The sequence below is a fragment of the Rhodococcus jostii NBRC 16295 genome (assembly GCF_001894825.1).
GTDB classification, from domain to species: Bacteria; Actinomycetota; Actinomycetes; order Mycobacteriales; family Mycobacteriaceae; genus Rhodococcus_F; species Rhodococcus_F jostii.
Genome location: NZ_BCWY01000057.1, coordinates 1 through 21356, shown reverse-complemented (window position 1 = coordinate 21356; position 21356 = coordinate 1). Strand labels below are relative to the sequence as shown.

Sequence of the window (21356 nt, the reverse complement as noted above, 5' to 3'; positions counted from 1 at the left end):
CCATGTATCCCGGCGCGCATGCTGCCACCACACCCGACAAGCCCGCCGTGATCATGGCCGGCACCGGGCAGACGGTCACCTTCGCCGAACTGGAGTCCCGCTCGGTCCGGATCGCCCGCCACCTGAACGCGCTCGGCCTGCGCCGCGGCGATCACATCGCGGTGCTGGCCGCGAACACTCCCGCGATCTTCGACGTCTACTGGGCGGCCATGCGTTCCGGGCTCTACCTCACGATGGTGAACTGGCACCTCACACCACCCGAGATCGCCTACATCGTCGAGGATTGCGCCGCCCGGGCCGTGATCGTCGACGCCGCCCTCGACGCGGTGGCCCGGGAACTCCCCGCCCTCACCCCCGACACCGAGCACCGGCTCGCGTTCGGGGGAACCATTCCCGGCTACACCTCACTCGACGACGCCGCGGCCGCGGAGTCCGAATTCCCGCTCCCCGACCAGCCGCGCGGGGCCGACATGCTGTATTCCTCCGGCACCACCGGCCGGCCGAAGGGCATCAAACCCGAACTGCCCAGGCGGCAGATCCACGAGCCCGGCGACACCATGACGGGCATGAACGCGACGGTGTGGGGAGTCACGTCGGACACCGTCTACCTGTCGCCGGCGCCGCTGTATCACGCGGCGCCGCTCCGCACCTGCGCCTCGGTGCAGGCACTGGGCGGCACCGTCGTCGTGATGGACCGCTTCGACGCCGAGAAGGCACTCGCGCACATCGAGACGTATCGCGTCACCTACAGCCAGTGGGTGCCCACCATGTTCGTCCGCATGCTGAAGCTCCCCCAGGACGTTCGGGAGAAGTACGACGTCTCCAGTCTGCGTGTCGCGGTACACGCCGCCGCCCCGTGCCCGGTGTCGGTGAAACGGCAGATGATCGACTGGTGGGGTCCGATCCTGTCGGAGTACTACTCCTCCACCGAACTCAACGGCATGACCCTGGTGAACTCGGACGAATGGCTCCGCAAGCCCGGAACGGTCGGCCGCGCCGCGCTCGGCGTCGCACACATTTGCGGCGACGACGGCGCCGACCTCGCACCCGGCGAGATCGGCACCCTGTACTTCGAGCGGGACACCCTGCCGTTCGAATACCACAACGCGCCGGCGAAGACCCGGGACGCGCAGCACCCGCAGCACCCGACCTGGACCACGACCGGTGACGTCGGATACCTCGACGAGGACGGGTACCTGTTCCTCACCGACCGGAAGTCGTTCATGATCATTTCCGGCGGCGTCAACATCTACCCGCAGGAAATCGAGAACACCCTCACCGAGCACCCGGCGGTCCTCGACGTCGCGGTGATCGGGATCCCGGACGAGGAGATGGGCGAAACTGTTCTCGCCGTCGTCCAGACGGTTCCCAGTGTGACCGGCGACGACGCACTGGCCGCCGAACTCCTCGGCCACGTCCGGGGCCGGCTCGCCCGATTCAAGGTGCCGCGGAATCTCGTGTTCAGCAACGACCTGCCCCGCACCCCCACCGGGAAACTCGTCAAGGGCACGCTCCGGGACCGCTACGCAACCCAGGTTCCCGCCCGAGCCCTTCCTGCCTGATCCCTCAGTCGCCGGCGACCGGTTCGTCCCGGCGCCGGCGGTCGAGGACGATCGCGATCGTGAGGACGACGAGTCCGGCGACGCCGAGGAGGGCACCGACCGCGGCCGGGGCGGTGTAGCCGTACCCGGCCGCGATCACGACGCCACCGATCCATGCGCCACCGGCGTTGGCGAGGTTGAACGCTCCGTGGATCAGCGTCGACGCGAGGGTCTTCGCGTCGCCCGCCGAATCCATCAGCCGCGCCTGCACGGCCGGGAAGATCGCGGTCACCGCCATTCCGATGAAGAACAGCACGATCAGCGCCGTCACCGGGTTGCGGGCGGCGAAGACGAACAGCGCGAGGACCGCGATGAGGGCGATCATGCATCCGAACAGCCCGGGGACCACCGCGTTGTCGGCGATCCGGCCGCCCACGACGTTGCCGAGGATCATTCCCGAACCGAACAGCATCAGCGCCACCGGAACCATCGCGTGCGGCAACCCGGACACCTCGGTGAGCGTCGAGCTGATGTAGGTGTACACGGCGAACGAACCGCCGAACCCGACCGTCGCGAAGATCAGCGTCATCCACACCTGCACCCGGCGCAGCGCCCCCAGTTCGGCCACCGGGTTGCTCACGTGCACCCCGCCCAGCGGCGGGACGAGCCGGATCAGCGCCACCAACGTCACGATTCCGATGAGCACCACGAGCACGAACGCGGACCGCCAGCCGAGGATCTGCCCGAAGAACGCCGTCGACGGCACCCCGATCACGTTCGCGACCGACAGGCCCATCATCACCGTCGCGACCGCCTTGGCCCGCTTGCCCGGCTCGGCGAGATGCGCGGCGACCAACGCCGCGACGCCGAAGTACGCGCCGTGGGGCAGCCCGGCGAGGAACCGGGCGGCCAGCAGCGACTCGTATCCCGGTGCGAGGGCGGTCGCGAGATTGCCGACGACGAACGTGGCCATCAACGCGATGAGCAGCGTACGCCGCTCGACGCGGGCCGCCAGCGCCGCGATCGTGGGTGCGCCGACGACGACGCCGAGCGCGTACGCGGACACGAAGTGCCCGGCCACCGGCTCCGACACCCCGGTGCCCGCGGCCATTGCGGGCAGCAGGCCCATGGAAGCGAATTCCGTTGTGCCGATGCCGAACCCGCCGAGTGCAAGCGCGAGCATCGCCCCCCGCCGGGACGGTGACGGAATCCGCGGCCGCCGAGACGTCGTAGGAGCGGCGACCGCGGGTTCGGTGAGCTGAACGGAGGGCGGCGTCATGGCAGCAGGACTCCCATCGGGGCTGATCGTAGGATCGGCGAACACATGCTGTGGGCTCGCCTGAGGAAAGCGCCGGGCCGAGATCGTGGCAAACCGGCTCGTCCCAGTATGGGTGAGGCCGCAAGCGAATTAACAATCCTCGCGGGCGTGATTCCACTCACCGCCCCCCGCGCATGGGCGCATCGCCGTGACGTGGGGCGATGCGCCCGAGCGGAGCGATCTACGTCACGTGATGTTCTGAAGGATCACCGTGTGGACGTGATGGGCCTTGTCCATGCCGCGGAAGTCGGCCTCGTACGTGGTCTGGGCGACGTCGACGGCGATGCTGCTGGAGGAGAAGAACTGGCCGGCCCACGACTTGTTGCTGAGAAACGAGACCGACCGGATGTTCTTGTACGGGATGGACGTGATCGCGGTGCGCTTCCCGACGAAACTCTTGTCCTGGATCACGACGCGAAGGTTCGTGATCCCGAGGAAGCCGGTGCCCGCGCCGATGCAGTCGTACACGGCGATGATCGTCTCTCCGGGAAGAATCCCCTGCTGGACCTGCTTCAGCTGTTCCGACTTGTCGAAGATCGGATCGGTCACGGCTCCTCCTTCGACGTCGGTGCTGACTCGTCCATCGTCCCAGAAAGTTCGTCGAACGTGACGTGGATTCCCTCGTGCGGTACGGCGCGTTGCGCCTTCGCCTGGTCCGTAAACGTCCGTCTGTCCCCCTCCACGAGGTCGGCCTTGTCCGTGAACGGCCCGAGCAACGCCCGCGGGTGCAGCCTGTCGACGCGGACGACGTTGATCTCCACACACACCACGATCGCCGCGGCGGCGAGGAAGAGGAACGCCAGCAACCCCAGCACGACGGCGAACACCCCGTTCGTCACCGACGCCGTGCTCACCACCTTGCTCACGTAATACGCACCGAACGACTGGAGCACCTGCCACACCACGGCTGCTGCGACTGCGCCGGGCGCGACGTCGGCGACGGACAGCGGCCGGGCAGTGGCGAGCCGGAACGCGAGGATGAAGATCGCCGAGTTGATCGTGATCGCGGCGAGCATGAGAAGCACGGTGAACGATCCGGACAGGTGCGTCGCGGCGCCGACCGCCGCCACCGCGGCCGTGCCCAGGACGGCGAGACCGATCGTGCCGAGCAACAGCAGACCCCGCAACCGGCCTCGGATCGGGTCGGGCCGCATGTTCCGGGGTACCGACCATGCCGTGTTCATCGCGTTCTGGCTGGCCAGCGCGACCCCGAGTCCGCCGTAGATGGCGCCGACGAGTCCGATCACCAGGCCCGTCACCCCGCCGCCGATCCGGTGCGGGTCGGCCAGGTCGGCGCCGATCACCGGGAATTGGCTCAGCGCCGAGTCGATGATGTCCTGCTGCAGTTCGGAATGTCCGGACAGCACGAACCCGAGCACCGTGGACAGCAGAAGCAGCAGGGGAAACAGCGAGATGAACCCGTAGTACGCGATCAGCGCCGCGAGGTACACGCCCTGATCGTCGAGGAACTTGTACGTGACGGCGATCGGGAATCCCATCGCCGGGTATTTCTGCTGGAGTGCGTCGAGCCGTCGGGCGAACTTCATGGCGATCAGACGACCGGTTTCACCATCGCGAGGGCCAGGTCGGCGTAGCGTTCGGCGAGCTCTTCGGGTTTCATCGGGCCGTCGGCGTGCCACCACGTGCAGACCGACTGGCCCATGTTGATGATGCCGCGGACGGCGTCCCTCGGGTATTCCGTCGCGAAGTCGCCCTCCTCGACGCCGCGCTCGATGACGTCGCGGAAGAGGTGTTCCTGTTCGTCACGAAGAGCGACGACGAGGCGACGGCCGGCGTCGTCGAGGCTGCGGATCTCGGTGGCGCCGACCATCGCGTCCAGCTGGCGGGTGGTGTGGAACATGACCCAGGCCCGCACCAGCGACTGCAGCTGGTCTGCGGGTGCACCCCCCGAGCGCAGCAGCGCACCGCGGGTCATTGCGATGGCGTCGTGGAGCGCGCGCACCATGATGTCCTGCAGAATTTCCTGCTTCGACGCGAAGTGGTGGTAGATCGAGGCGACGGTGATGTCGGCGCCGCGGGCGATGTCGCGCATGGAGGTGCCGTGGTAGCCGCGTTCGTTCATGTTCGTGACGGCGGAATCGAGGATCACCTGCCGCCCGGTTCCCGTGCTCACGGCGGCCACCTTTGCAGCGCACATCCCTCGGTCTCCGTCCCCGCTCCACCCATCACACGACCACTCCCAGCGTAGTGGGTCCCGTCACAAAACCCGCTCTAGCGATCGTTCGGTAACAATGTCATGCTGGGGCGGTGGAGCACATCGAACTCGACGTCGCCGACGGCATCGCGACGATCACCCTCAACCGTCCCGACCAGCTCAACGCCTTCACCACCACCATGGAGAACGAGCTGATCGCCGCCTACGACCGGTGCGACGCCGACGACTCCGTGCGGGCTATCGTCGTCACTGGAGCCGGACGAGCGTTCTGTGCGGGCGCAGACCTGTCCTCGGGCGCCGACACGTTCGGCCAATGGCAGGGCGAGGACGAGGCCGGCGACACCCGCCGCGACGGAGGCGGCCGGGTGGTGCTCCGCATGTTCGAATCCCGCAAACCGATCATCGCCGCCATCAACGGGCCTGCCGTGGGCGTGGGCATCACGATGACCCTCGCCGCCGACTTCCGGCTCGCCGCCGACGACGCCCGCATCGGATTCGTGTTCAACCGCCGCGGCATCGTCCCCGAATCCTGTTCCACCTGGTTCCTGCCGCGCCTCGTCTCCCTTCAGACCGCCCTCGACTGGGTGTACTCGGGCCGGGTGTTCCCCGCCACCGAAGCTCTCGACGCCGGCCTCGTCTACAAGCTGTACCCGCGTGAATCCCTGCTCGACGAGGCCTACGCCCTGGCCCGCAGCCTGACCGAGCACTCCGCCCCCGTGTCGGTGGCGCTGTCCCGGCAGATGATGTGGCGAGCGCTCGGCGCCGAACACCCGATGATCGCGCACCGCGTCGAAACCCGGGGGATCAACATCCGCGGGATCGGACCGGACGCGAAGGAAGGCATCTCCGCATTCCTGGAGAAGCGGCCCGCCGTCTTCCCCGACAGCGTGCGCGACGACCTGCCGGACGTGTTCGGCGGCGACCTCCCGATCCCGGCGTTCCGCGGATGACCGCGACGCCGGCGCGCCCCGACGTCGTCGAACGCTGGCACCGCGTCGTCGACAACCGCGATCTCGACGCCCTCGACGCCCTCGTCGCGGACGCCGCCGTGTTCTCCTCACCCGCGGTATTCACTCCGCAGGAAGGGAAACCGAAGGTCCTGGCCTACCTCGGCGCCGCCCTGACCGTCTTCGACGGCACCGGCTTCCGGTACGTCGAGGAGTGGTACGGCGACCGTTCGGCGGTCCTGGAATTCGCCACCGAACTCGACGGCATCCACGTCAACGGCATCGATCTGATCCACTGGAACGACCGCGACCAGATCACGTCGTTCAAGGTGATGGTTCGTCCCGTGAAAGGCCTGCAGGCGCTCATCCCCCTGATGGCCGCCCAGCTCTCCCAGTCGTAAACCACCGCATCGTCTTACACCACTGCATCGAGGAGAAATTCATGAGCCTGCCCCCCATCCTGCAAGACCGGCTCCGCCTGCCCGTGGTGGCGTCGCCGATGTTCATCGTGTCCGGTCCCGACCTGGTGATCGCGCAGTCGACGTCCGGCATCGTCGGGTCCTTCCCCTCCCTCAACGCCCGGCCGCAGCCGGTGCTGCGCGAATGGCTCACCCGCATCACCGAAGAACTCGCGAAGCACGACGCCAACAACCCCGAGACGCCGTCCGCCCCGTACGCGGTCAACCTGATCGTGCACAAGAGCAACGACCGTCTCGACGACGACCTGGCCACCATCGTCGAATTCCAGGTCCCGATCGTCATCACGTCCCTCGGCGCCCGTGCCGACGTCAACGACGCCGTCCACAGCTACGGCGGCATCGTCCTCCACGACGTCATCAACAACAAGTTCGCGAAGAAGGCAGTGGAGAAGGGCGCCGACGGCCTCATCGCCGTCGCAGCCGGTGCGGGCGGACACGCAGGCACCCTGTCACCGTTCGCGTTGATCCAGGAGATCCGCGAGTGGTTCGACGGACCGGTCCTGCTGTCCGGCTCCATCGCGCACGGCCGCTCCGTCCTCGCCGCGCAGGCCGCCGGCGCCGACCTCGCCTACATCGGCTCCGCGTTCATCGCCACCGAAGAGGCCACCGCGGACCAGCGCTACAAGCAGATGATCGTCGACTCCACCGCGTCCGACATCGTCTACTCCAACCTGTTCACCGGGGTGCACGGCAACTACCTCCGCGGCAGCATCGAGGCCGCCGGACTCGACCCGCACAACCTCGCCGTGTCGGACCCGACCGCCATGGACTTCGGTGTCGGTGAGGACGCCGACACCGCCGCGAAGTCGGAAGCCAAGCCCTGGCGCGACATCTGGGGCGCCGGGCAGGGCATCGGCGCCGTCGACGCGGTGGTCCCGGTGACGGACATCGTCGACCGTCTCACCCGCGAGTACGCCGACGCGAAGGCGCGGCTGCTCTAGGCGCTTCGCGCCCGTGCGTGGTTGAGGAGTCCAGAGACTCGTCAACCACGCACGAGCGGCGGAGCCGCCTACTGTGACGCGATGTCGCGTCCGATGATTTCCTTCATGATCTCGGTGGTTCCGCCGTAGATCGTCTGAATGCGGCTGTCGACGTAGGCGCGGCCGATGGGGTACTCCATCATGTAGCCGTAGCCGCCGTGCAACTGGACGCAGCGGTCGACGACACGCTTCTGCAGTTCACTGGCCCACCACTTGCCCTTCGACGCGTCGACGGCGGTGAGTTCGTCTGCGTTCAAGGCGAGTACGCACCGGTCGATGTGCGATTCGGTCACCTCGATCTCGGTGAGCATCTCCGCCAGCGCGAACCGGGTGTTCTGCAGGTCACCGATCGGCTTCCCGAACGCCTTCCGCTCGAACACGTAGTCCCGGGTCCACCGATAGGCGGCCTTCGCCACGGCGATAGCATTGACCGCGATCGAAATACGCTCGAGGGGCAGGTTTTCCATGAGATGGACGAACCCGCGCCCCTCGGTGCCGAGCAGGTTGGTCGCGGGCACCCGCACGTCCTCGAACACCAACTCCGCGGTGTCCTGACCGGCGAGACCGACCTTGTGCAGCTTGCGACCACGACTGAAGCCGGGCATGCCCCGCTCCACGACGAGGAGCGAGAAGCCCTTGGACCCTGCGTTCGGGTCGGTGCGGGCCACGACGATGACGATGTCGGAGTGAATACCGTTGGTGATGAACGTCTTCTGACCGTTGATCACCCACTCGTCGCCGTCCCGCACCGCCGTCGTCTTGATGCCTTGCAGGTCGCTTCCGGTGCCGGGTTCGGTCATCGCGATCGCACCGATGAGTTCGCCCACGGCCATGCCGGGCAGCCACCGCTGCTTCTGCTCGTCCGTGCCGAGGTTCACGATGTACGGGATCGCGATGTCGTCCTGGAGCGACAGTCCCGAACCGAACGACGTCGTCGCGGTGCGGGCGATCTCCTCGGCCACGACGTACCGGAAGCGGTAGTCGGCGACGCCCGAGCCGCCGAACTCCTCCGGCACGCTGAGCCCGACGATCCCGGACTTGCCGGCGGCCAGCCACGCCGACCGGTCGATCAGCCGGTCGGATTCCCACTGCTCGTAATTCGGCTCGATTTCACGGGCGAGGAACTCGCGCACGGTCTCCCGGTACGCCTCGTGATCCTGTTCGAAGATGTTGCGCTGCATGATTTCTCTCCTACCGTTCCGTCACGCGCTGACCGCCGCGAGGAGACCGGCGAGGCGTTCCGCGATCAGCGCCTCCGCGTCGGCGACGATGCGTTCGACGAGTTCACCGGCGGTCGGGATGTCGTGGATGATGCCCTGGACGGTGCCGACGGTCCAGATGCCGGCCTCGGCGTCGCCGTTCTCGAACACCGTGCGCCCGCGGGCGCCGGCGACGAGCTCACGGACATCCTCGAACTTGCCGCCCCGGTCCAGGATCTCCACGACCTCGCGGCTCACGGTGTTGCTCGCGACGCGTGCCGTATTGCGCAGCGGCCGGAAGATCAACTCGGTGTCCGTCTCCTTGCCGGCGACGATCGCCTCCTTGATGTTCTGATGAATCGGCGATTCGGCGGTGCACATGAAGCGGGTACCCATGTTGATCCCGTCGGCGCCGAGGGCGAGCGCCGCGACCAGCCCGCGCCCGTCCCCGAACCCGCCCGACGCGACCATCGGGATGGTGATCTGTTCGGCGGCGGCCGCGATGAGCACCAGCCCGGGGATGTCGTCCTCGCCGGGGTGGCCTGCGCATTCGAAGCCGTCGATGCTGATGCCGTCGACACCCGCATCCTGCGCCTTGATCGCGTGCCGCACACTGGTGCACTTGTGCAGCACCTTCACGCCGGCGGCGTGGAAGTCGGGCAGGTGCGGGGCGGGGTTCGAGCCGGCCGTCTCGACGATCTTGACGCCGGATTCGATGATGACCTGCCGGTACTCCTCATACGGCGGCGGCGTGATCGCCGGCAGGATCGTCAGGTTCACGCCGAAGGGCTGGTCGGTGAGCTCGCGGGTGCGGGCGATCTCCTTGGCGAGGTCCTCCGGGGTGGGCTGGGTCAGTGCGGTGAGCAGACCGAGCGCACCGGCGTTGGCGACGGCAGCGACGAGTTCGGCGCGGCCGACCCACTGCATGCCGCCTTGAACGATCGGGTGGCGGACGCCGAAGGTCTGGGTAAATGCTGTGGAGAGCATGGGACGGCTCCTCTTGGGGCAACGGTCAGTGAGCGGGTAGGTACCCGACGGTGTGGAGGGCGATGTCGACGTAGCGGCCGGCGACCTGCTCGGGAGTCAGTGCTCCGCCGAGCTGAAACCACCGCGGAATCGACTGGAACATTCCGAGGAGAGCGCGCACGGTCTCGGGGACGTCATCGCTGCGGAACACGTCGCGGGCGACGCCGTCGGCGACGAGGTCGTTCATCATCAGTTCGAGCCGCTTACGGGTCGCGGCGTAGCGACTGCGGCTGTCGGCCGAGACGTGCCGCAATTCGGTGTCGAGGGAGACGTGCCGCACCCGGTTCGTCATGTACAGGACGATCGCCTCGACGACGTTGACGAATTGCGCCACCACGTCGTCGCCGGCATCACGGGCGGCGGCCTCGGCGCGGTCGTTCAGCTCGCGCATCTGCATTTCGAACAGAGCCACGAGAACGGCTTCCTTGCTCTCGTGGTGGTAGTACAGGGCGGGGACGGTCACCCCGACACGACGGGCGATCTGCCGCACCGTCGTGCCGTGGTAACCGTTCTCGTTGAACAGGTCCAGCGCCTGCTCGAGGATGGGCGTCAGCGGCAGGGCCTCGAAGGTCCGCCAGTCGGTGTACGCCGACCCCGGGGCGGTCGGCCCGTCCTCGCGCAGAGTCACAGGTCGCCGATCAGCGCGGTGCCATGCGGATGGCGCCGTCGAGACGGATGGTCTCGCCGTTGAGCATCGGGTTGCTGACGATGTGCGCGGCGAGCGCACCGTACTCGGACGGGTCGCCGAGACGCGAGGGGTGCGGCACCTGACCGCCGAGCGACTGCTGCGCCGCCTCCGGGAGGGAGCCGAGCAGCGGCGTCTTGAACAGGCCGGGAGCGATGGTGTTGACGCGGATCAGCAGCGAGGCGAGGTCGCGGGCGATCGGGAGGGTCATGCCGACGACGCCGCCCTTGGACGCGGAGTACGCGGCCTGACCGATCTGGCCCTCGTACGCGGCGACGGACGCCGTGTTGATGATGACGCCGCGCTCACCCTCGATCGGCTCGTTCTTCGAGATGCGCTCGGCAGCAAGGCGGATCACGTTGAACGTGCCGATCAGGTTGACGGTGACGATCTTGGTGAAGTCGGCCAGCGGGAACGCGCCGTTCTTGCTCACGGTCTTGATGGCGTTGCCGATGCCGGCGCAGTTCACGGCCACACGCAGCGGTCCGAGGGACTCCGCGACATCGAGGGCGGCGGACACGTCGGCCTCGCTGGTGACGTCGCCGGCGGCGAAGCGCACACGGTCGCCGAGTTCCTTGGCGACGGTCTCACCGTTGGACGAGGGCAGGTCGATGATGACGACGCTGGCGCCGTCGGCGAGCAGGGCCTTGGTGGTGGCCAGGCCGAGGCCCGACGCTCCGCCGGTGACGAGAGCGACGCTGTCGTTGACGATCATTTCTATACCTTTCGAAGACAGGACTTTTCGGGGAGGGTGTGTCAGATACGTTCGATGATGGTGGCGTTGGCCATGCCGGCGCCCTCGCACATGGTCTGCAGGCCATAGCGTCCGCCGGTGGCCTCGAGGTTGTTGACCAGGGTGCTCAGCAGGCGGGTGCCCGAAGAACCGAGCGCGTGGCCGAGCGCGATGGCGCCGCCCCACGGGTTGAGCTTGGCCGGGTCGGCCCCGAACTCGTGGGCCCACGCCAGCGGCACCGGCGCGAATGCCTCGTTGACCTCGTACGCGTCGATGTCGTCGATGCTCAGCCCCGACTTCGCGAGGATCTTCTTCGTTGCCGGGATCGGCGCGGTGAGCATGAAGACCGGGTCGTCACCGGCGACGGCGAACGAGTGGAACCGCGCCCGCGGGGTCAGACCCAGCTTCGACGCCATCTCCTCGCTCATGATCAGCGACGCGGAAGCGCCGTCCGTCAGCGGCGAGGAGTTGCCGGGGGTGATGTGCCACTGCGCCTCCGGGAACCGGGCCGCATACTTCTCGGAGTAGAACGACGACTTCAGACCGGACAGCCCCTCGGCGGTGGTCGAGGCGCGTACGGTCTCGTCGACGAGGTGCGTCACCGTCTCCCCGGCCTTGTTCGTGACGGTGATCGGGACGATCTCCTTGTCGAACAGCCCCTTCGCGGCGGCGTCGGCGGCCCGCTGGTGCGACTGCGCGGAGAACGCGTCGAGGGTGTCGCGGTCGAACTTCCACTTCGCTGCAATCAGTTCCGCGGAGATGCCCTGGTTGACAAGCCCTTCGGGGTAGCGGGCGGCGATACCCGGGCCGGAGGCGTCCTGCCCGAGGGTCGTCGTACCCATCGGGACGCGGGACATCGACTCCACACCGCAGGCGATCACCATGTCGTAGGCACCGGCGATGACACCCTGGGCTGCGAAGTGCGCGGCCTGCTGGCTCGACCCGCACTGGCGGTCGATCGTGGTGGCCGGGACCGAATCCGGGAAGCCGGCCGACAGCAGCGCGGTGCGGGAGATGTTGAGGGCCTGCTCGCCGGCCTGACCGACACACCCGCCGATGACGTCGTCGACCTGCGCGGGGTCGATGCCGTTGCGTTCGACGATGCTGCGCAGCACCTGAGCGAGCAGTTCGACGGGATGGGTGCCGGACAGCGCGCCGCCCGGCTTGCCCTTACCGGAAGCGAGGCGGACGACGTCGACGATGACAGCGTTGGTCATGATGTTCCCTTTCGAGGAGGTGAAAGTGTGCGGCTGCGCCGCCTGTGAGTACTTGTTAACCGCCCGCGGTTAACAAGTACTCACAGGCTCAGCGGCCCTGCCAGACCGGCTGGCGTTTCTCGGCGAAGGCCGTGGGCCCTTCCTTGGCGTCGGCGCTGGAGAAGACGGTCTTGAATGCGGCGGTGTTCGCCTCCCACGCCCGGTCGCCCCAGTCGGGTTCGGTTGCGGTGCGGTGGATCATCGCCTTCGATTCGCGCACGGACAGCGGAGCGTTCGCCGCGATCTGCTCCGCGAGTTCCAGCGCGAGCTTGAGCGCGGTGCCGGCCGGGGCGACGCGGTTGACGAGCCCCAGTTCCTTGCCCTGCGCCGCGGTGATCGGTTCGCCGGTCAGCGCGATCTCCAACGCGACCTTCTTCGGGATCTGCTGCTGCAGGCGGATCACACCGCCCGCGGCGGCGAACAGACCGCGCTTGACCTCGGGAAGCCCGAGCTTCGCCTCCTCGTCCACGACCGCGAGGTCACTGGCGAGCACCAGTTCGGTGCCGCCGCCCAGGGCGAATCCGTTGACCGCGGCGATGGTCGGCTTGCTGATCCAGTGCTGTGCGTATCCGGCGAATCCCCACTCGGGATGCCCTTTCGCGGCGGTGTTCTCGCCCGCCGCCAGGGCCTTGAGGTCGGCGCCCGCGCAGAACGCGCGGCCCGATCCGGTCACGACGATTACCCGCACCTCGGGATCGTTCTCGGCCTGCTCCAGCAGAGTGCCGACTGCGGTCGACAACGCGCCGTTCACCGCATTGAGCGCCTTGGGGCGGTTCAGCGTGATGATGCCGATGCCTCCGCGCCGCTCCCACAGTGCGGCAGCCTCCGTCGTCTCGGTCTGTTCTGGCACGTCTCACCCTCCGCCTCGGCATGATTACTGATCGCTCGTTAAAGTTAGTACCACGGCGTCGCGGGCACGGTCAATGGCTGAGATTATCTAGCGCACGCTCAGTTGCGTCTGGTAAGGATGTTCAGGGACCGACGGAGGAGATCATCACGTGTATGCCCAGCAATTGACCACGGCTTCCGGCCCCGCCGGAGTGCAGCTCGCCGAGATCGACGAACCCGACGGCACCGGCCTCGTCGTCGTCGACCTGCATGCCGCCGGAGTGTCGTTCCCCGACCTTCTGCAGACCACCGGCAGCTACCAGATCGTCCGCGAACTGCCGTTCGTGCTCGGCGTCGAGGGCGCCGGAGTGGTGCGCAGCGCACCCGCCGGCAGTGGCATCCGGCCCGGGCAGCGTGTCGCCGTCCTCGCCTCCGGGGGCGCATGGCAGCAGACCGTTGCGGTGGACGCCGACTCCGTATTCCCGCTCCCCGACTCCGTGTCGCTCGAGGCCGGCGCCGGTTTCCTCATGAACTACCTCACCGTGCACTTCGCCCTCGACGAACGCGCCCGGTACCGCGCCGGCGAGACCGTGCTGGTGCACGGCGCCGCCGGCGGTGTCGGGGTCGCCGCGCTGCAGGTGGCGGCCGCGCTGGGACTGGAGACGATCGCCGTCGTCAGCACCGAGGACAAGGCCGAGATCGCGAAGGCGCACCGCGCCGATCACGTCGTCCTCCTGGACGGGTGGAAGGAGCGAGTCAGCGACCTCACCGGTGGCCGCGGAGTCGACATCATCCTCGACCCGGTGGGCGGCGATCGCTTCACCGACAGCCTGCGTAGCCTCACCCCCAACGGCCGGCTCGTGGTTCTCGGCTTCACCGGCGGCGAGATCCCCACCGTCAAGGTCAATCGCCTTCTCCTGCGTAACATCTCGGTTCTCGGTGCCGGCTGGGGCGAGTACGTGCGCACCAACCCCGGCTACACGGCCCGGCAATGGGCAACCCTGCGACCACTCCTCGAATCCGGCGCACTCCGCATCGCCGAGCCCACCACCTACTCGTTCGAACACGCCGGCGACGCGCTGCGGACACTCGAAACCCGTTCCGCCACTGGCAAGATCGCTCTCTCCGTCCGCCCTTCCTGACAAGGATCATCATGACTTCCGACATTCCCGGCGTGGACACGACCGTCGACGACGGTGTCCTGCGCGTCACGCTCAACCGTCCCACGCGCATGAACGCGGTCACCACCGAAACCCTCGACGCCGTCGCCGACAGTTTCGACAAGTACGCGGGCGACGCCGCGGTCCGGGTCGCCGTCCTCACCGGCACGGGTCGCGCCTTCTGCACGGGTGCGGACCTGGGTGGCAAGAAGACGTCCGGGCCGCCGTCCTCCGCGACGATAGACGCCGCGAACCGCACCGCCGCCGCGATCCGTGCGTTCCCGCGGCCCGTGATCGGCGCGGTCAACGGTCCCGCTGCCGGTGTCGGGGTTTCCCTGGCCCTGGCCTGCGACCTCACGATCGCCACCGAGTCGAGCTACTTCCTGCTCGCGTTCACGAAGGTCGGTTTGATGCCGGACGGCGGCGCCACCGCGCTCGTCGCCGCGTCGATCGGTCGCGCCCGCGCGCTGAAGCTGGCGCTCCTGGCCGAACGACTGCCCGCACGTGAGGCTCTCGCCGCCGGGTTGATCGCCGACGTGTTCCCCGACAACGAGTTCGCCGCATCCGTGGACGCCCTGACCCGACGTCTCGCCGACGGACCGTCGGAGGCGTTCCACCTCACCAAGGACGCCGTGAACGACGCCACTCTCACCGAACTCGACAACGCGTTCGACCGCGAACGCACGGGTCAGCTCGAACTCCTCACCGCCGACGACTACAAGGAGGGCGTCGCGGCATTCCTGGAGAAGCGTCCCGCAGTGTTCGGCCGGGGATGAGGACGCCACGATGACCGCGGCGTCGTCTGCCCAGCCCTTCGCGTCCCGGCGCACCCACTGGGCCAATCATGTTGCCCGGCATGCCTTCGCCAAACCCGATGCCGTGGCGCTGCGTTTCCGCGGCGCCTCCACCACCTGGCGTGAACTCGAGGACCGCAGCGCTCGGACCGCCGCGGTCCTCGCCGCCCGCGGTGTCGGCGCCGGCGACCGGGTCGTGCTGCTGCTGACCAACCGCCCCGAGTTCCTCGAGGTGATGGTGGCCGCCACTCGCCTCGGCGCGATCGCCGTTCCGGTCAACTTCCGGCTCAGCCCCGGCGAAGTGCGGTTCATCGTCGCCGACAGCGACGCCACCGTCGTGGTCGTCGAGGATTCGCTCGTCGACCTCACCGCCGAGGTCGACGGCGCGGTCCCGGTACTGGTGGTCGGCGATGCCGGAGACGAAGTCTCGCTCGAAACGCTGTTGCGGGCCGCCGATCCCGACCTTCCGATTGCGGACGTGCCGGAAGACTCCCCCGCCGCCATCATGTACACGTCCGGCACCACCGGACGCCCCAAGGGCGCGGTGCTGTCGCACCTCAACCTGCAGGCGCAGGCGCTGACCCTCATTCGCGGATGGCGACTGTTCGACACCGAGTCCGAGGTCAACCTCGTCTCGTCGCCGCTGTTCCACATCGCCGCCCTCGGCAGTGTCGGGCCGTTCCTGCTGATCGGCGCCACCGTCGTCATCCACCCGACGGGAGCGTTCGACGCGACTGACGTGCTCGACACACTCGAGCGGGAGCGGGTGACCAGTGTGTTCATGGTGCCCACGCAGTGGCAGGCCATCCTCGACGGCATCGGCGGGGGCGGCCGGGACCTCGCGCTGCGGGTACTGGGCTGGGGAGCCGCACCGGCCACCCCGACCCTGCTCGACCGCCTGTACGCCGCCTTCCCCGACGCCGCGATCGTCGCGTTCTTCGGCCAGACCGAGATGTCGCCCGTGACGTGCGTCCTCGACGGCAAGGACGCCGTCCGCAAGATCGGCTCGGTCGGAAAGCCCATCGACACCGTCGCGATGCGCGTGGTCGACGAGGTGATGAACGACGTGGCGCAGGGCGAGATCGGTGAGATCGTCTACCGCGGTCCCGGACTCATGGAGGGGTACTGGCGGAACCCGGATGCGACCGCGGACGCGTTCGAGGGCGGCTGGTTCCACTCCGGCGATCTCGTGCGGGTCGACCCCGAAGGATTCGTGTACGTGGTGGATCGCAAGAAGGACATGATCATCTCCGGCGGGGAGAACATCTACTGCGCCGAGGTCGAGAATGCCCTTGCGGCCCATCCGGACATCCTCGACGTCGCCGTGATCGGACGGCCCGACGAACGCTGGGGCGAGGTTCCCGTCGCGATCGTCGTCCCGCGGGCCGGCACCGCGCTCGAGGTGGAGGCGCTCGCGGAGTGGCTCGACGGCCGGGTCGCCCGCTACAAGCGGCCCAAGTTCGTCGAGATTCTGCCGCAGCTGCCCCGCAACGCCAGCGGCAAGGTGGTCAAAGGCGTTCTGCGCGAACAGTTCGGCACGGTGAGCGGTTAACGCACCGGTGGACCGAGGTGGCGGACGAGGAAGTCGGTCTCGTCCGCGACCACCCGCTCGAAGAGCGCATCGAAGTAGGGGTCGAAGTGGCCGCCCGGATACAGGCGCACCTCGGCGTCGGGGGTCTTCGCCGCGGCCTTCTGCGCACTGCGGGTGAAGGTGACCACGTCGTGGTCGGCGATGGCGTAGAACACCGGGCACGCGATCTTCGCGACCTCCCTCGTCGGCCGGTACAGCGCCGCCTGCAACGCCACCCGTCCGGGGGTTTCGTTCCGCCACGTCGATCCGGGCGGATCCATCGCGTGATATCCGGTCTCCGCGTCGGGCGTGGTCATAGCCGCGAACGATCCGGGCGGCCCGACGACGGGGAACATGTACGGCGGACGGTGGCGCAATTGGGCGTAACGGTCCCGCAGGTACGCGACCGCCATGCGGCCGAGGCCCGCCGTTCCGAGCCGCGGAAGGTTCGTCAGACCGTCGACGTACGGAACCTGCGACACGACCGCCGCCACCCGCCGATCCCGCGCGGCCGCCGTCAGGACGAGCCCGCCGGACAGCGACGTTCCCCAGAGCGCGACCCGGCTGGGGTCGAGATCCGGGCGGCTCCGGATGTACGCGATCGCGCTCTGCCAGTCGTCGAGCTGACGGTCGATGTCGAGCAGCTGCCGGGGCTCTCCCTCACTGGCACCGAAGTGGCGGTAGTCGAACACCAGCGCCGCGATTCCCGCGGCGGCGAACCGTTCCGCGAACGCGTCGAGCCTCTGTTCGCGCACCCCGCTCCAGCCGTGGGCGAGCACCACACACGCTGTCGGCGTGGGAGTGTCGGAACGGCGCCGGTACAACCAGGCCGCGCAGCGCTGTCCCCGCGAGGAGAACCACACGTCCTCGCGGCGGACGTCAGGGCACGACCGATCAGCTTCGACGGGTGTCGGCCGAGGATTCATGGGGGGCGCCTCCGAGAGGTGTGGGCACGTCCAGTCTGGTGCCCACTGCGCAGCGGTGCCAGCCACCCTAGGGTGACGAATCAGCACCCTAGGGGTGAAAGTCAGCCCTCGAGGGCCACTTTCATGCGTTCGAGGGTGTGCCGCATCCCATTCTGCATGAGCTCGTCCCGGTTGCTGCCCAGCACCTTCGACTTCTGCACGAGCCGCACCCACCAGACGGGTATCGCGTAGATCTCCCGGGTCTCGGTGACGAGGGTGCCGGAGCCGGAGGACTCGAGATGATACGTCCAGCGCGCCTTCGGCTCGTCCGCCTCGAACGAGAACTTCCGGCCCGGAATCACGTCGACGACGGTGCAGTGGGTCTTCCAGCGCACCGGCCCGTGCCGGTTGGCGCCGATGAACCGCGCGCCCACCGTCGCCGGGGTTCCGGACTTCCACCGGGCCCCGGTGTTCTCGGGGCTGAACCGGCCCATGCCCTCCACGTCGGTGACCACGTCCCACACCGTCGCGGGCGGGACGTCGATCAGGATGCTCGCACTGTCCACGGCTACCGGCCCGGGATCCACTGCAGCGCCTTCACGAAAGGCGGCATGATCTTGGCCCACACCTTCGGCGACAGTCCGCGCGGACCGCCGAGGTTGAGGATGCGGGTGGTGGCGATGGTCTGCGGTTCTGTGTACTTGAGGAGTCCGTCGTCGCCGTGGCGGCGCCCGACGCCGGACACTCCCATGCCGCCCATCGGAGCCCCGGTGCTGCCCCATGCCGGGGCGTACCCCTCGTCGACGTTGACGGTGCCGGCATGGATCCGCGCGGCGATGGCCTCGCCCTCCGCCTTGGTTCCGGCCCACACGCTGGCGTTGAGGCCGTACTCGGTGTCGTTGGCGCGGTCGATCGCCTCGTCCACGTCGGCGACGGGGTAGATCGAGACCAGCGGTCCGAACGTCTCGTCGCGGTAGCACTCGGCGTCCTCGGGAACACCGGTCAGGACGGTCGGCTCGAAGAACAGGGGGCCGAGGTCGGGGCGAGCCTTGCCGCCGGCGACCACGGTGGCGCCCTTGACGACGGCGTCGTCGACGTGGCTGGACACGGCCTTCACCTGCGCCTCGGAGACGAGGCTGCCCATTTCGATGCCGAAGTCGTAACCGGCGCCGAGCTTCATGTTGCGGACGCGGTCCCCGAACATCCGGGTGAACTCGGGGGCGATGGATTCCTCGACGTAGATCCGCTCGATCGAGATGCACAGCTGCCCGGAGTTGGAGTAGCAGGCGCGGACGGCGGCGTCGGTGACCTCACGCAGGTTGGCGCCGGCGGTGACGATCATCGGGTTCTTGCCGCCGAGTTCCGCGGAGAAGCCGATGAGGCGGCGGCCTGCCTGCTCCGCGAGGAGCTGACCGGTGGCGGACGACCCGGTGAACATCAGGTACTCGGTGTTCTCGACGAGAGCGGTGCCGACCACCGACCCCGGTCCGGGGACGACGGCGAACAGGTCGCGCGGCAGCCCCGCCTGGTACAGCAGGTCGACGCAGGCCAGGGCGCAGTACGGCGTCTGGCTGTCAGGCTTGAGGACGACGGCGTTGCCGGCGAGGAGCGCGGCGACGGCGTCCGACACCGCGAGGGTCATGGGGTAGTTCCACGGCGAGATGACGCCGACGACGCCCTTCGGCTGGTACCGCACCACCGTCTTGGTGAGGCCGGGGAGCATGCCGGAGATGCGGCGCGGACGCAGCAGTTTGGGGGCGACGCGCGCGTAGTGGCGGGCGGTCATCGAGATGTCGAGGACCTCCTCCTGCGCGGCGGCGCGGGACTTGCCCGTCTCGGCCTGGGCCATGTCCATCAGGGCGTCCCGGTTCTCGAGCACCAGGTCGCGGTAGCGGTGGAAGATCGCGGCGCGTTCGGCGACGGGACGCGTGGCCCATTCCTTCTGCGCCACCCGGGCACGCGCGATCGCGTCCTTGGCGTCCTGAGCCGTGCCGACCGGGACGGTGGCCAGTTCCTTGCCCGTGAACGCCTCGACGACGGAGCGCGTCGGGCGATCCGCCGCATCCGGGATGGCGATGAGATCGGCGAGCCGCGCGAACGTGGCGGCGGTCGGAACAGGCATGTCGTACCCCTACTGGTTAGTAGTTTTTGCGGTTACACATAACTTACCTGTTCGGTGGGCTGTGTCACAGGGGCCGGTGTCAGTGCCGTTCCTCGAGACCCACCGCCTCACGCAGCTTCTTCTCCGCCTCACGCAGGTCGGGGTCCTCGCGGGCGGAGGATTCGAGCAGGGCAGCGAGCGCCTCGGCGATCACGTTCAGCTTCTCCTGCAGCGCCTCGGTGGCACGACGGTTGGCGTTCTCGAGCAACACGACGAGGAGCAGGGTGAACACCGCGCCCGCGGTGTGGATGGCGATCTGCCATTCGTGGAGGTCCTTCCACAGGGGAATGCTGACCACCCACAAGACGACGACGCCGGCGCACACACCGAAGAACGGCGCCTGGCTTACCTTCACCTCGATCTGCGCAACGAACCGGTCGAACCCCGAACGCTGATCCGTGCGCTGCTCGCGGGCAGCTTTCGCGCTGCGCTCCATGTACGGAGTCTAGGCGCAGGTCCTGCCTCCGAGGCGGGGGTTTCAGCAGATCACGACGTTGAGGGCGAGACCTCCGGTCGACGTCTCCTTGTACTTGTCGGACATGTCGAGGCCCGTCTGCCGCATCGTCTCGATGACGGTGTCGAGGGAGACGACATGGGTGCCGTCGCCGCCCAGCGCCATCCGGGCCGCGCTCAGCGCCGTCACCGCCGCGATCCCGTTGCGCTCGATGCAGGGAATCTGTACGAGCCCGCCGACCGGGTCGCAGGTCAGCCCGAGGTGGTGTTCCATCGCGATCTCGGCGGCGTACTCCACCTGGGCCGGCCGTCCGCCGAGCACCGCGCACAGGGCCCCGGCCGCCATGGCGCACGCCGATCCGACCTCGCCCTGACAGCCCGCCTCCGCACCCGAGATGGAGGCGTTCGCCTTGACCAGCGATCCGATCGCGGTGGCGGTGAGCAGGAACGCGCGCATGTCCGCCCTGCCGTCGGCGAGGAACTGCTCGTAGTACCTTCCGATCGCCGGGACGATCCCGGCTGCCCCGTTGGTCGGTGCCGTGACGACGCGTCCACCTGCGGCGTTCTCCTCGTTGACGGCCATCGCGTACGTCTGCAGCCGGTCGATCGCGTCGTGGCCTGCAGACCCGAGTCGCCGGAACAGACCGGGGGCCCGCCGTGCGACGTCCAGCCCGCCCGGCAGCCGGCCCTCGGTGGAGACGCCGGCCTCGATGCACGACACCATGGCCGACCAGATGCGGTCCACCGACTCCGTGATCCGGTCGGCGCCGATCAGCGCGGCCTCGTTCGCTTCCGCGACGTCGGCGATGCTCATCCCGGTGGTGTCGCAGATCTTCAGCAACTCACCCGCGGTCGTGAACGGGAACGGCACGGCCGGCCGGTTGTCGACGACGGGCGGCTCGGCGTCCTCCGGGACGACGAACCCGCCGCCGACCGAGTAGAACACCCGGTCGGCGACGGCGGAGCGGGCACCGTCGAAGGCTCGTAGGCGCAGTGCGTTGGTGTGCAACGGCATCCGGGTGAGTGGTGCGAACACCACGTCCCGTTCTCGTACGACCACCGGGCGCTTCCCGCCGAGGACGACGGTGGCGCCGTCGCCGAGCCCGCGCCACGCGCCGCGGACGCCGTCGGGGTCGCACGTCTCC

The 21356-nt window shown here is 68.4% G+C and carries 22 protein-coding genes; 7 read left to right on the top strand and 15 right to left on the bottom strand.

Annotated elements, in window-relative coordinates:
• Nucleotides 1-2: 2 nt before the first annotated feature.
• Nucleotides 3-1562 (top strand): acyl-CoA synthetase, encoded by a 1560-nt coding sequence (locus RJ1_RS29565; RefSeq protein ID WP_073366068.1) that lies wholly within the window; start codon nt 3-5, stop codon nt 1560-1562.
• Between the two features lie 4 nt (nt 1563-1566).
• On the opposite strand, the gene RJ1_RS29560 is transcribed toward RJ1_RS29565, so the two are convergent.
• From RJ1_RS29560 to RJ1_RS29545, 4 genes are all read right to left on the bottom strand, one after another.
• On the bottom strand, nt 1567-2820 hold the full coding sequence (locus tag RJ1_RS29560) for an MFS transporter (protein ID WP_083400559.1): 1254 nt from the start codon (nt 2818-2820) through the stop codon (nt 1567-1569).
• Nucleotides 2821-3045: 225 nt separating this feature from the next.
• A complete protein-coding gene (locus RJ1_RS29555) occupies nt 3046-3408 on the bottom strand; it encodes a PH domain-containing protein (RefSeq protein ID WP_073366066.1) in 363 nt (120 codons plus the stop codon).
• A complete protein-coding gene (locus tag RJ1_RS29550; protein ID WP_073366065.1) occupies nt 3405-4406 on the bottom strand; it encodes a YihY/virulence factor BrkB family protein in 1002 nt (333 codons plus the stop codon). Before RJ1_RS29550 ends, RJ1_RS29555 begins: the two co-directional genes overlap by 4 nt.
• Nucleotides 4407-4411: 5 nt before the next feature.
• Nucleotides 4412-5017 (bottom strand): TetR/AcrR family transcriptional regulator, encoded by a 606-nt coding sequence (locus tag RJ1_RS29545; protein WP_073366064.1) that lies wholly within the window; start codon nt 5015-5017, stop codon nt 4412-4414.
• 110 nt (nt 5018-5127) lie between these two features.
• Between RJ1_RS29545 and RJ1_RS29540 the strand changes: the two genes are divergently transcribed.
• Genes RJ1_RS29540 through RJ1_RS29530 form a run of 3 tightly spaced genes read left to right on the top strand, consistent with a single transcriptional unit; the run spans nt 5128 to nt 7402 of the window.
• Nucleotides 5128-5985, top strand: a complete 858-nt coding sequence (locus tag RJ1_RS29540; protein ID WP_073366063.1) for a crotonase/enoyl-CoA hydratase family protein — start codon at nt 5128-5130, stop codon at nt 5983-5985.
• On the top strand, nt 5982-6383 hold the full coding sequence (locus RJ1_RS29535; protein ID WP_073366062.1) for a nuclear transport factor 2 family protein: 402 nt from the start codon (nt 5982-5984) through the stop codon (nt 6381-6383). Before RJ1_RS29540 ends, RJ1_RS29535 begins: the two co-directional genes overlap by 4 nt.
• 41 nt (nt 6384-6424) lie before the next feature.
• Nucleotides 6425-7402, top strand: coding sequence for an NAD(P)H-dependent flavin oxidoreductase (locus RJ1_RS29530; protein WP_073366061.1), 978 nt, complete (start codon nt 6425-6427; stop codon nt 7400-7402).
• A 68-nt stretch (nt 7403-7470) separates the two neighbouring features.
• Here RJ1_RS29530 and RJ1_RS29525 read toward each other — a convergent pair whose 3' ends face one another.
• The 6 genes from RJ1_RS29525 to RJ1_RS29500 form a co-directional block, all read right to left on the bottom strand.
• Nucleotides 7471-8622: an acyl-CoA dehydrogenase family protein gene (locus RJ1_RS29525; protein ID WP_073366060.1), complete on the bottom strand. Its 1152-nt coding sequence runs from the start codon at nt 8620-8622 to the stop codon at nt 7471-7473.
• A 21-nt stretch (nt 8623-8643) separates the two neighbouring features.
• The gene (locus tag RJ1_RS29520; protein ID WP_073366059.1) at nt 8644-9627 is read right to left on the bottom strand and encodes an NAD(P)H-dependent flavin oxidoreductase; all 984 of its coding nucleotides are present in this window, start codon (nt 9625-9627) and stop codon (nt 8644-8646) included.
• Nucleotides 9628-9652: 25 nt separating this feature from the next.
• Nucleotides 9653-10294: a TetR/AcrR family transcriptional regulator gene (locus RJ1_RS29515; protein WP_073366058.1), complete on the bottom strand. Its 642-nt coding sequence runs from the start codon at nt 10292-10294 to the stop codon at nt 9653-9655.
• Nucleotides 10295-10304: 10 nt separating this feature from the next.
• Complete coding sequence (locus RJ1_RS29510) at nt 10305-11066, bottom strand: 3-hydroxyacyl-CoA dehydrogenase (RefSeq protein ID WP_073366057.1); 762 nt, start codon at nt 11064-11066, stop codon at nt 10305-10307.
• A 41-nt stretch (nt 11067-11107) separates the two neighbouring features.
• Nucleotides 11108-12301, bottom strand: a complete 1194-nt coding sequence (locus tag RJ1_RS29505; protein ID WP_073366056.1) for a thiolase family protein — start codon at nt 12299-12301, stop codon at nt 11108-11110.
• Between the two features lie 88 nt (nt 12302-12389).
• A complete protein-coding gene (locus RJ1_RS29500) occupies nt 12390-13190 on the bottom strand; it encodes a crotonase/enoyl-CoA hydratase family protein (RefSeq protein ID WP_073366055.1) in 801 nt (266 codons plus the stop codon).
• A 148-nt stretch (nt 13191-13338) separates the two neighbouring features.
• Here RJ1_RS29500 and RJ1_RS29495 point away from each other — a divergent pair, with 148 nt between their 5' ends.
• The 3 genes from RJ1_RS29495 to RJ1_RS29485 are packed head-to-tail and all read left to right on the top strand — an operon-like array spanning nt 13339 to nt 16674.
• Complete coding sequence (locus RJ1_RS29495; protein ID WP_073366054.1) at nt 13339-14310, top strand: NADPH:quinone oxidoreductase family protein; 972 nt, start codon at nt 13339-13341, stop codon at nt 14308-14310.
• A gap of 11 nt (nt 14311-14321) precedes the next feature.
• Nucleotides 14322-15104: an enoyl-CoA hydratase gene (locus RJ1_RS29490; RefSeq protein ID WP_073366053.1), complete on the top strand. Its 783-nt coding sequence runs from the start codon at nt 14322-14324 to the stop codon at nt 15102-15104.
• A 10-nt stretch (nt 15105-15114) separates the two neighbouring features.
• Nucleotides 15115-16674 carry a long-chain-fatty-acid--CoA ligase gene (locus RJ1_RS29485; protein WP_073366052.1) on the top strand — a complete coding sequence of 520 codons (1560 nt, stop codon included), beginning with the start codon at nt 15115-15117 and terminating at the stop codon, nt 16672-16674.
• Here RJ1_RS29485 and RJ1_RS29480 read toward each other — a convergent pair.
• The 5 genes from RJ1_RS29480 to RJ1_RS29460 form a co-directional block, all read right to left on the bottom strand.
• Nucleotides 16671-17618, bottom strand: a complete 948-nt coding sequence (locus RJ1_RS29480; protein WP_073366051.1) for an alpha/beta hydrolase — start codon at nt 17616-17618, stop codon at nt 16671-16673. The two genes, RJ1_RS29485 and RJ1_RS29480, sit on opposite strands and share 4 nt — an antisense overlap.
• A 101-nt stretch (nt 17619-17719) precedes the next feature.
• Complete coding sequence (locus RJ1_RS29475; protein WP_073366050.1) at nt 17720-18163, bottom strand: SRPBCC family protein; 444 nt, start codon at nt 18161-18163, stop codon at nt 17720-17722.
• Nucleotides 18164-18165: 2 nt separating this feature from the next.
• On the bottom strand, nt 18166-19719 hold the full coding sequence (locus RJ1_RS29470; protein WP_073366049.1) for a succinic semialdehyde dehydrogenase: 1554 nt from the start codon (nt 19717-19719) through the stop codon (nt 18166-18168).
• Between the two features lie 79 nt (nt 19720-19798).
• Nucleotides 19799-20194 carry a low affinity iron permease family protein gene (locus RJ1_RS29465; protein ID WP_073366048.1) on the bottom strand — a complete coding sequence of 132 codons (396 nt, stop codon included), beginning with the start codon at nt 20192-20194 and terminating at the stop codon, nt 19799-19801.
• Between the two features lie 42 nt (nt 20195-20236).
• Nucleotides 20237-21356, bottom strand: a 1120-nt coding sequence (locus RJ1_RS29460; protein WP_073366047.1) for an L-serine ammonia-lyase, incomplete at its 5' end; no start/stop codon positions are given.

What these genes read in the sequence shown, in the direction of transcription:
- RJ1_RS29550 (WP_073366065.1), bottom strand. Translation starts at nt 4,406, where the DNA reads ATGAAGTTCGCCCGACGGCTCGACGCACTCCAGCAGAAATACCCGGCG.
- RJ1_RS29485 (WP_073366052.1), top strand. Translation starts at nt 15,115, where the DNA reads ATGACCGCGGCGTCGTCTGCCCAGCCCTTCGCGTCCCGGCGCACCCAC.
- RJ1_RS29535 (WP_073366062.1), top strand. Translation starts at nt 5,982, where the DNA reads ATGACCGCGACGCCGGCGCGCCCCGACGTCGTCGAACGCTGGCACCGC.
- RJ1_RS29545 (WP_073366064.1), bottom strand. Translation starts at nt 5,017, where the DNA reads ATGTGCGCTGCAAAGGTGGCCGCCGTGAGCACGGGAACCGGGCGGCAG.
- RJ1_RS29565 (WP_073366068.1), top strand. Translation starts at nt 3, where the DNA reads ATGTATCCCGGCGCGCATGCTGCCACCACACCCGACAAGCCCGCCGTG.
- RJ1_RS29525 (WP_073366060.1), bottom strand. Translation starts at nt 8,622, where the DNA reads ATGCAGCGCAACATCTTCGAACAGGATCACGAGGCGTACCGGGAGACC.
- RJ1_RS29505 (WP_073366056.1), bottom strand. Translation starts at nt 12,301, where the DNA reads ATGACCAACGCTGTCATCGTCGACGTCGTCCGCCTCGCTTCCGGTAAG.
- RJ1_RS29480 (WP_073366051.1), bottom strand. Translation starts at nt 17,618, where the DNA reads ATGAATCCTCGGCCGACACCCGTCGAAGCTGATCGGTCGTGCCCTGAC.
- RJ1_RS29530 (WP_073366061.1), top strand. Translation starts at nt 6,425, where the DNA reads ATGAGCCTGCCCCCCATCCTGCAAGACCGGCTCCGCCTGCCCGTGGTG.
- RJ1_RS29465 (WP_073366048.1), bottom strand. Translation starts at nt 20,194, where the DNA reads ATGGAGCGCAGCGCGAAAGCTGCCCGCGAGCAGCGCACGGATCAGCGT.
- RJ1_RS29470 (WP_073366049.1), bottom strand. Translation starts at nt 19,719, where the DNA reads ATGCCTGTTCCGACCGCCGCCACGTTCGCGCGGCTCGCCGATCTCATC.
- RJ1_RS29520 (WP_073366059.1), bottom strand. Translation starts at nt 9,627, where the DNA reads ATGCTCTCCACAGCATTTACCCAGACCTTCGGCGTCCGCCACCCGATC.
- RJ1_RS29560 (WP_083400559.1), bottom strand. Translation starts at nt 2,820, where the DNA reads ATGACGCCGCCCTCCGTTCAGCTCACCGAACCCGCGGTCGCCGCTCCT.
- RJ1_RS29490 (WP_073366053.1), top strand. Translation starts at nt 14,322, where the DNA reads ATGACTTCCGACATTCCCGGCGTGGACACGACCGTCGACGACGGTGTC.
- RJ1_RS29510 (WP_073366057.1), bottom strand. Translation starts at nt 11,066, where the DNA reads ATGATCGTCAACGACAGCGTCGCTCTCGTCACCGGCGGAGCGTCGGGC.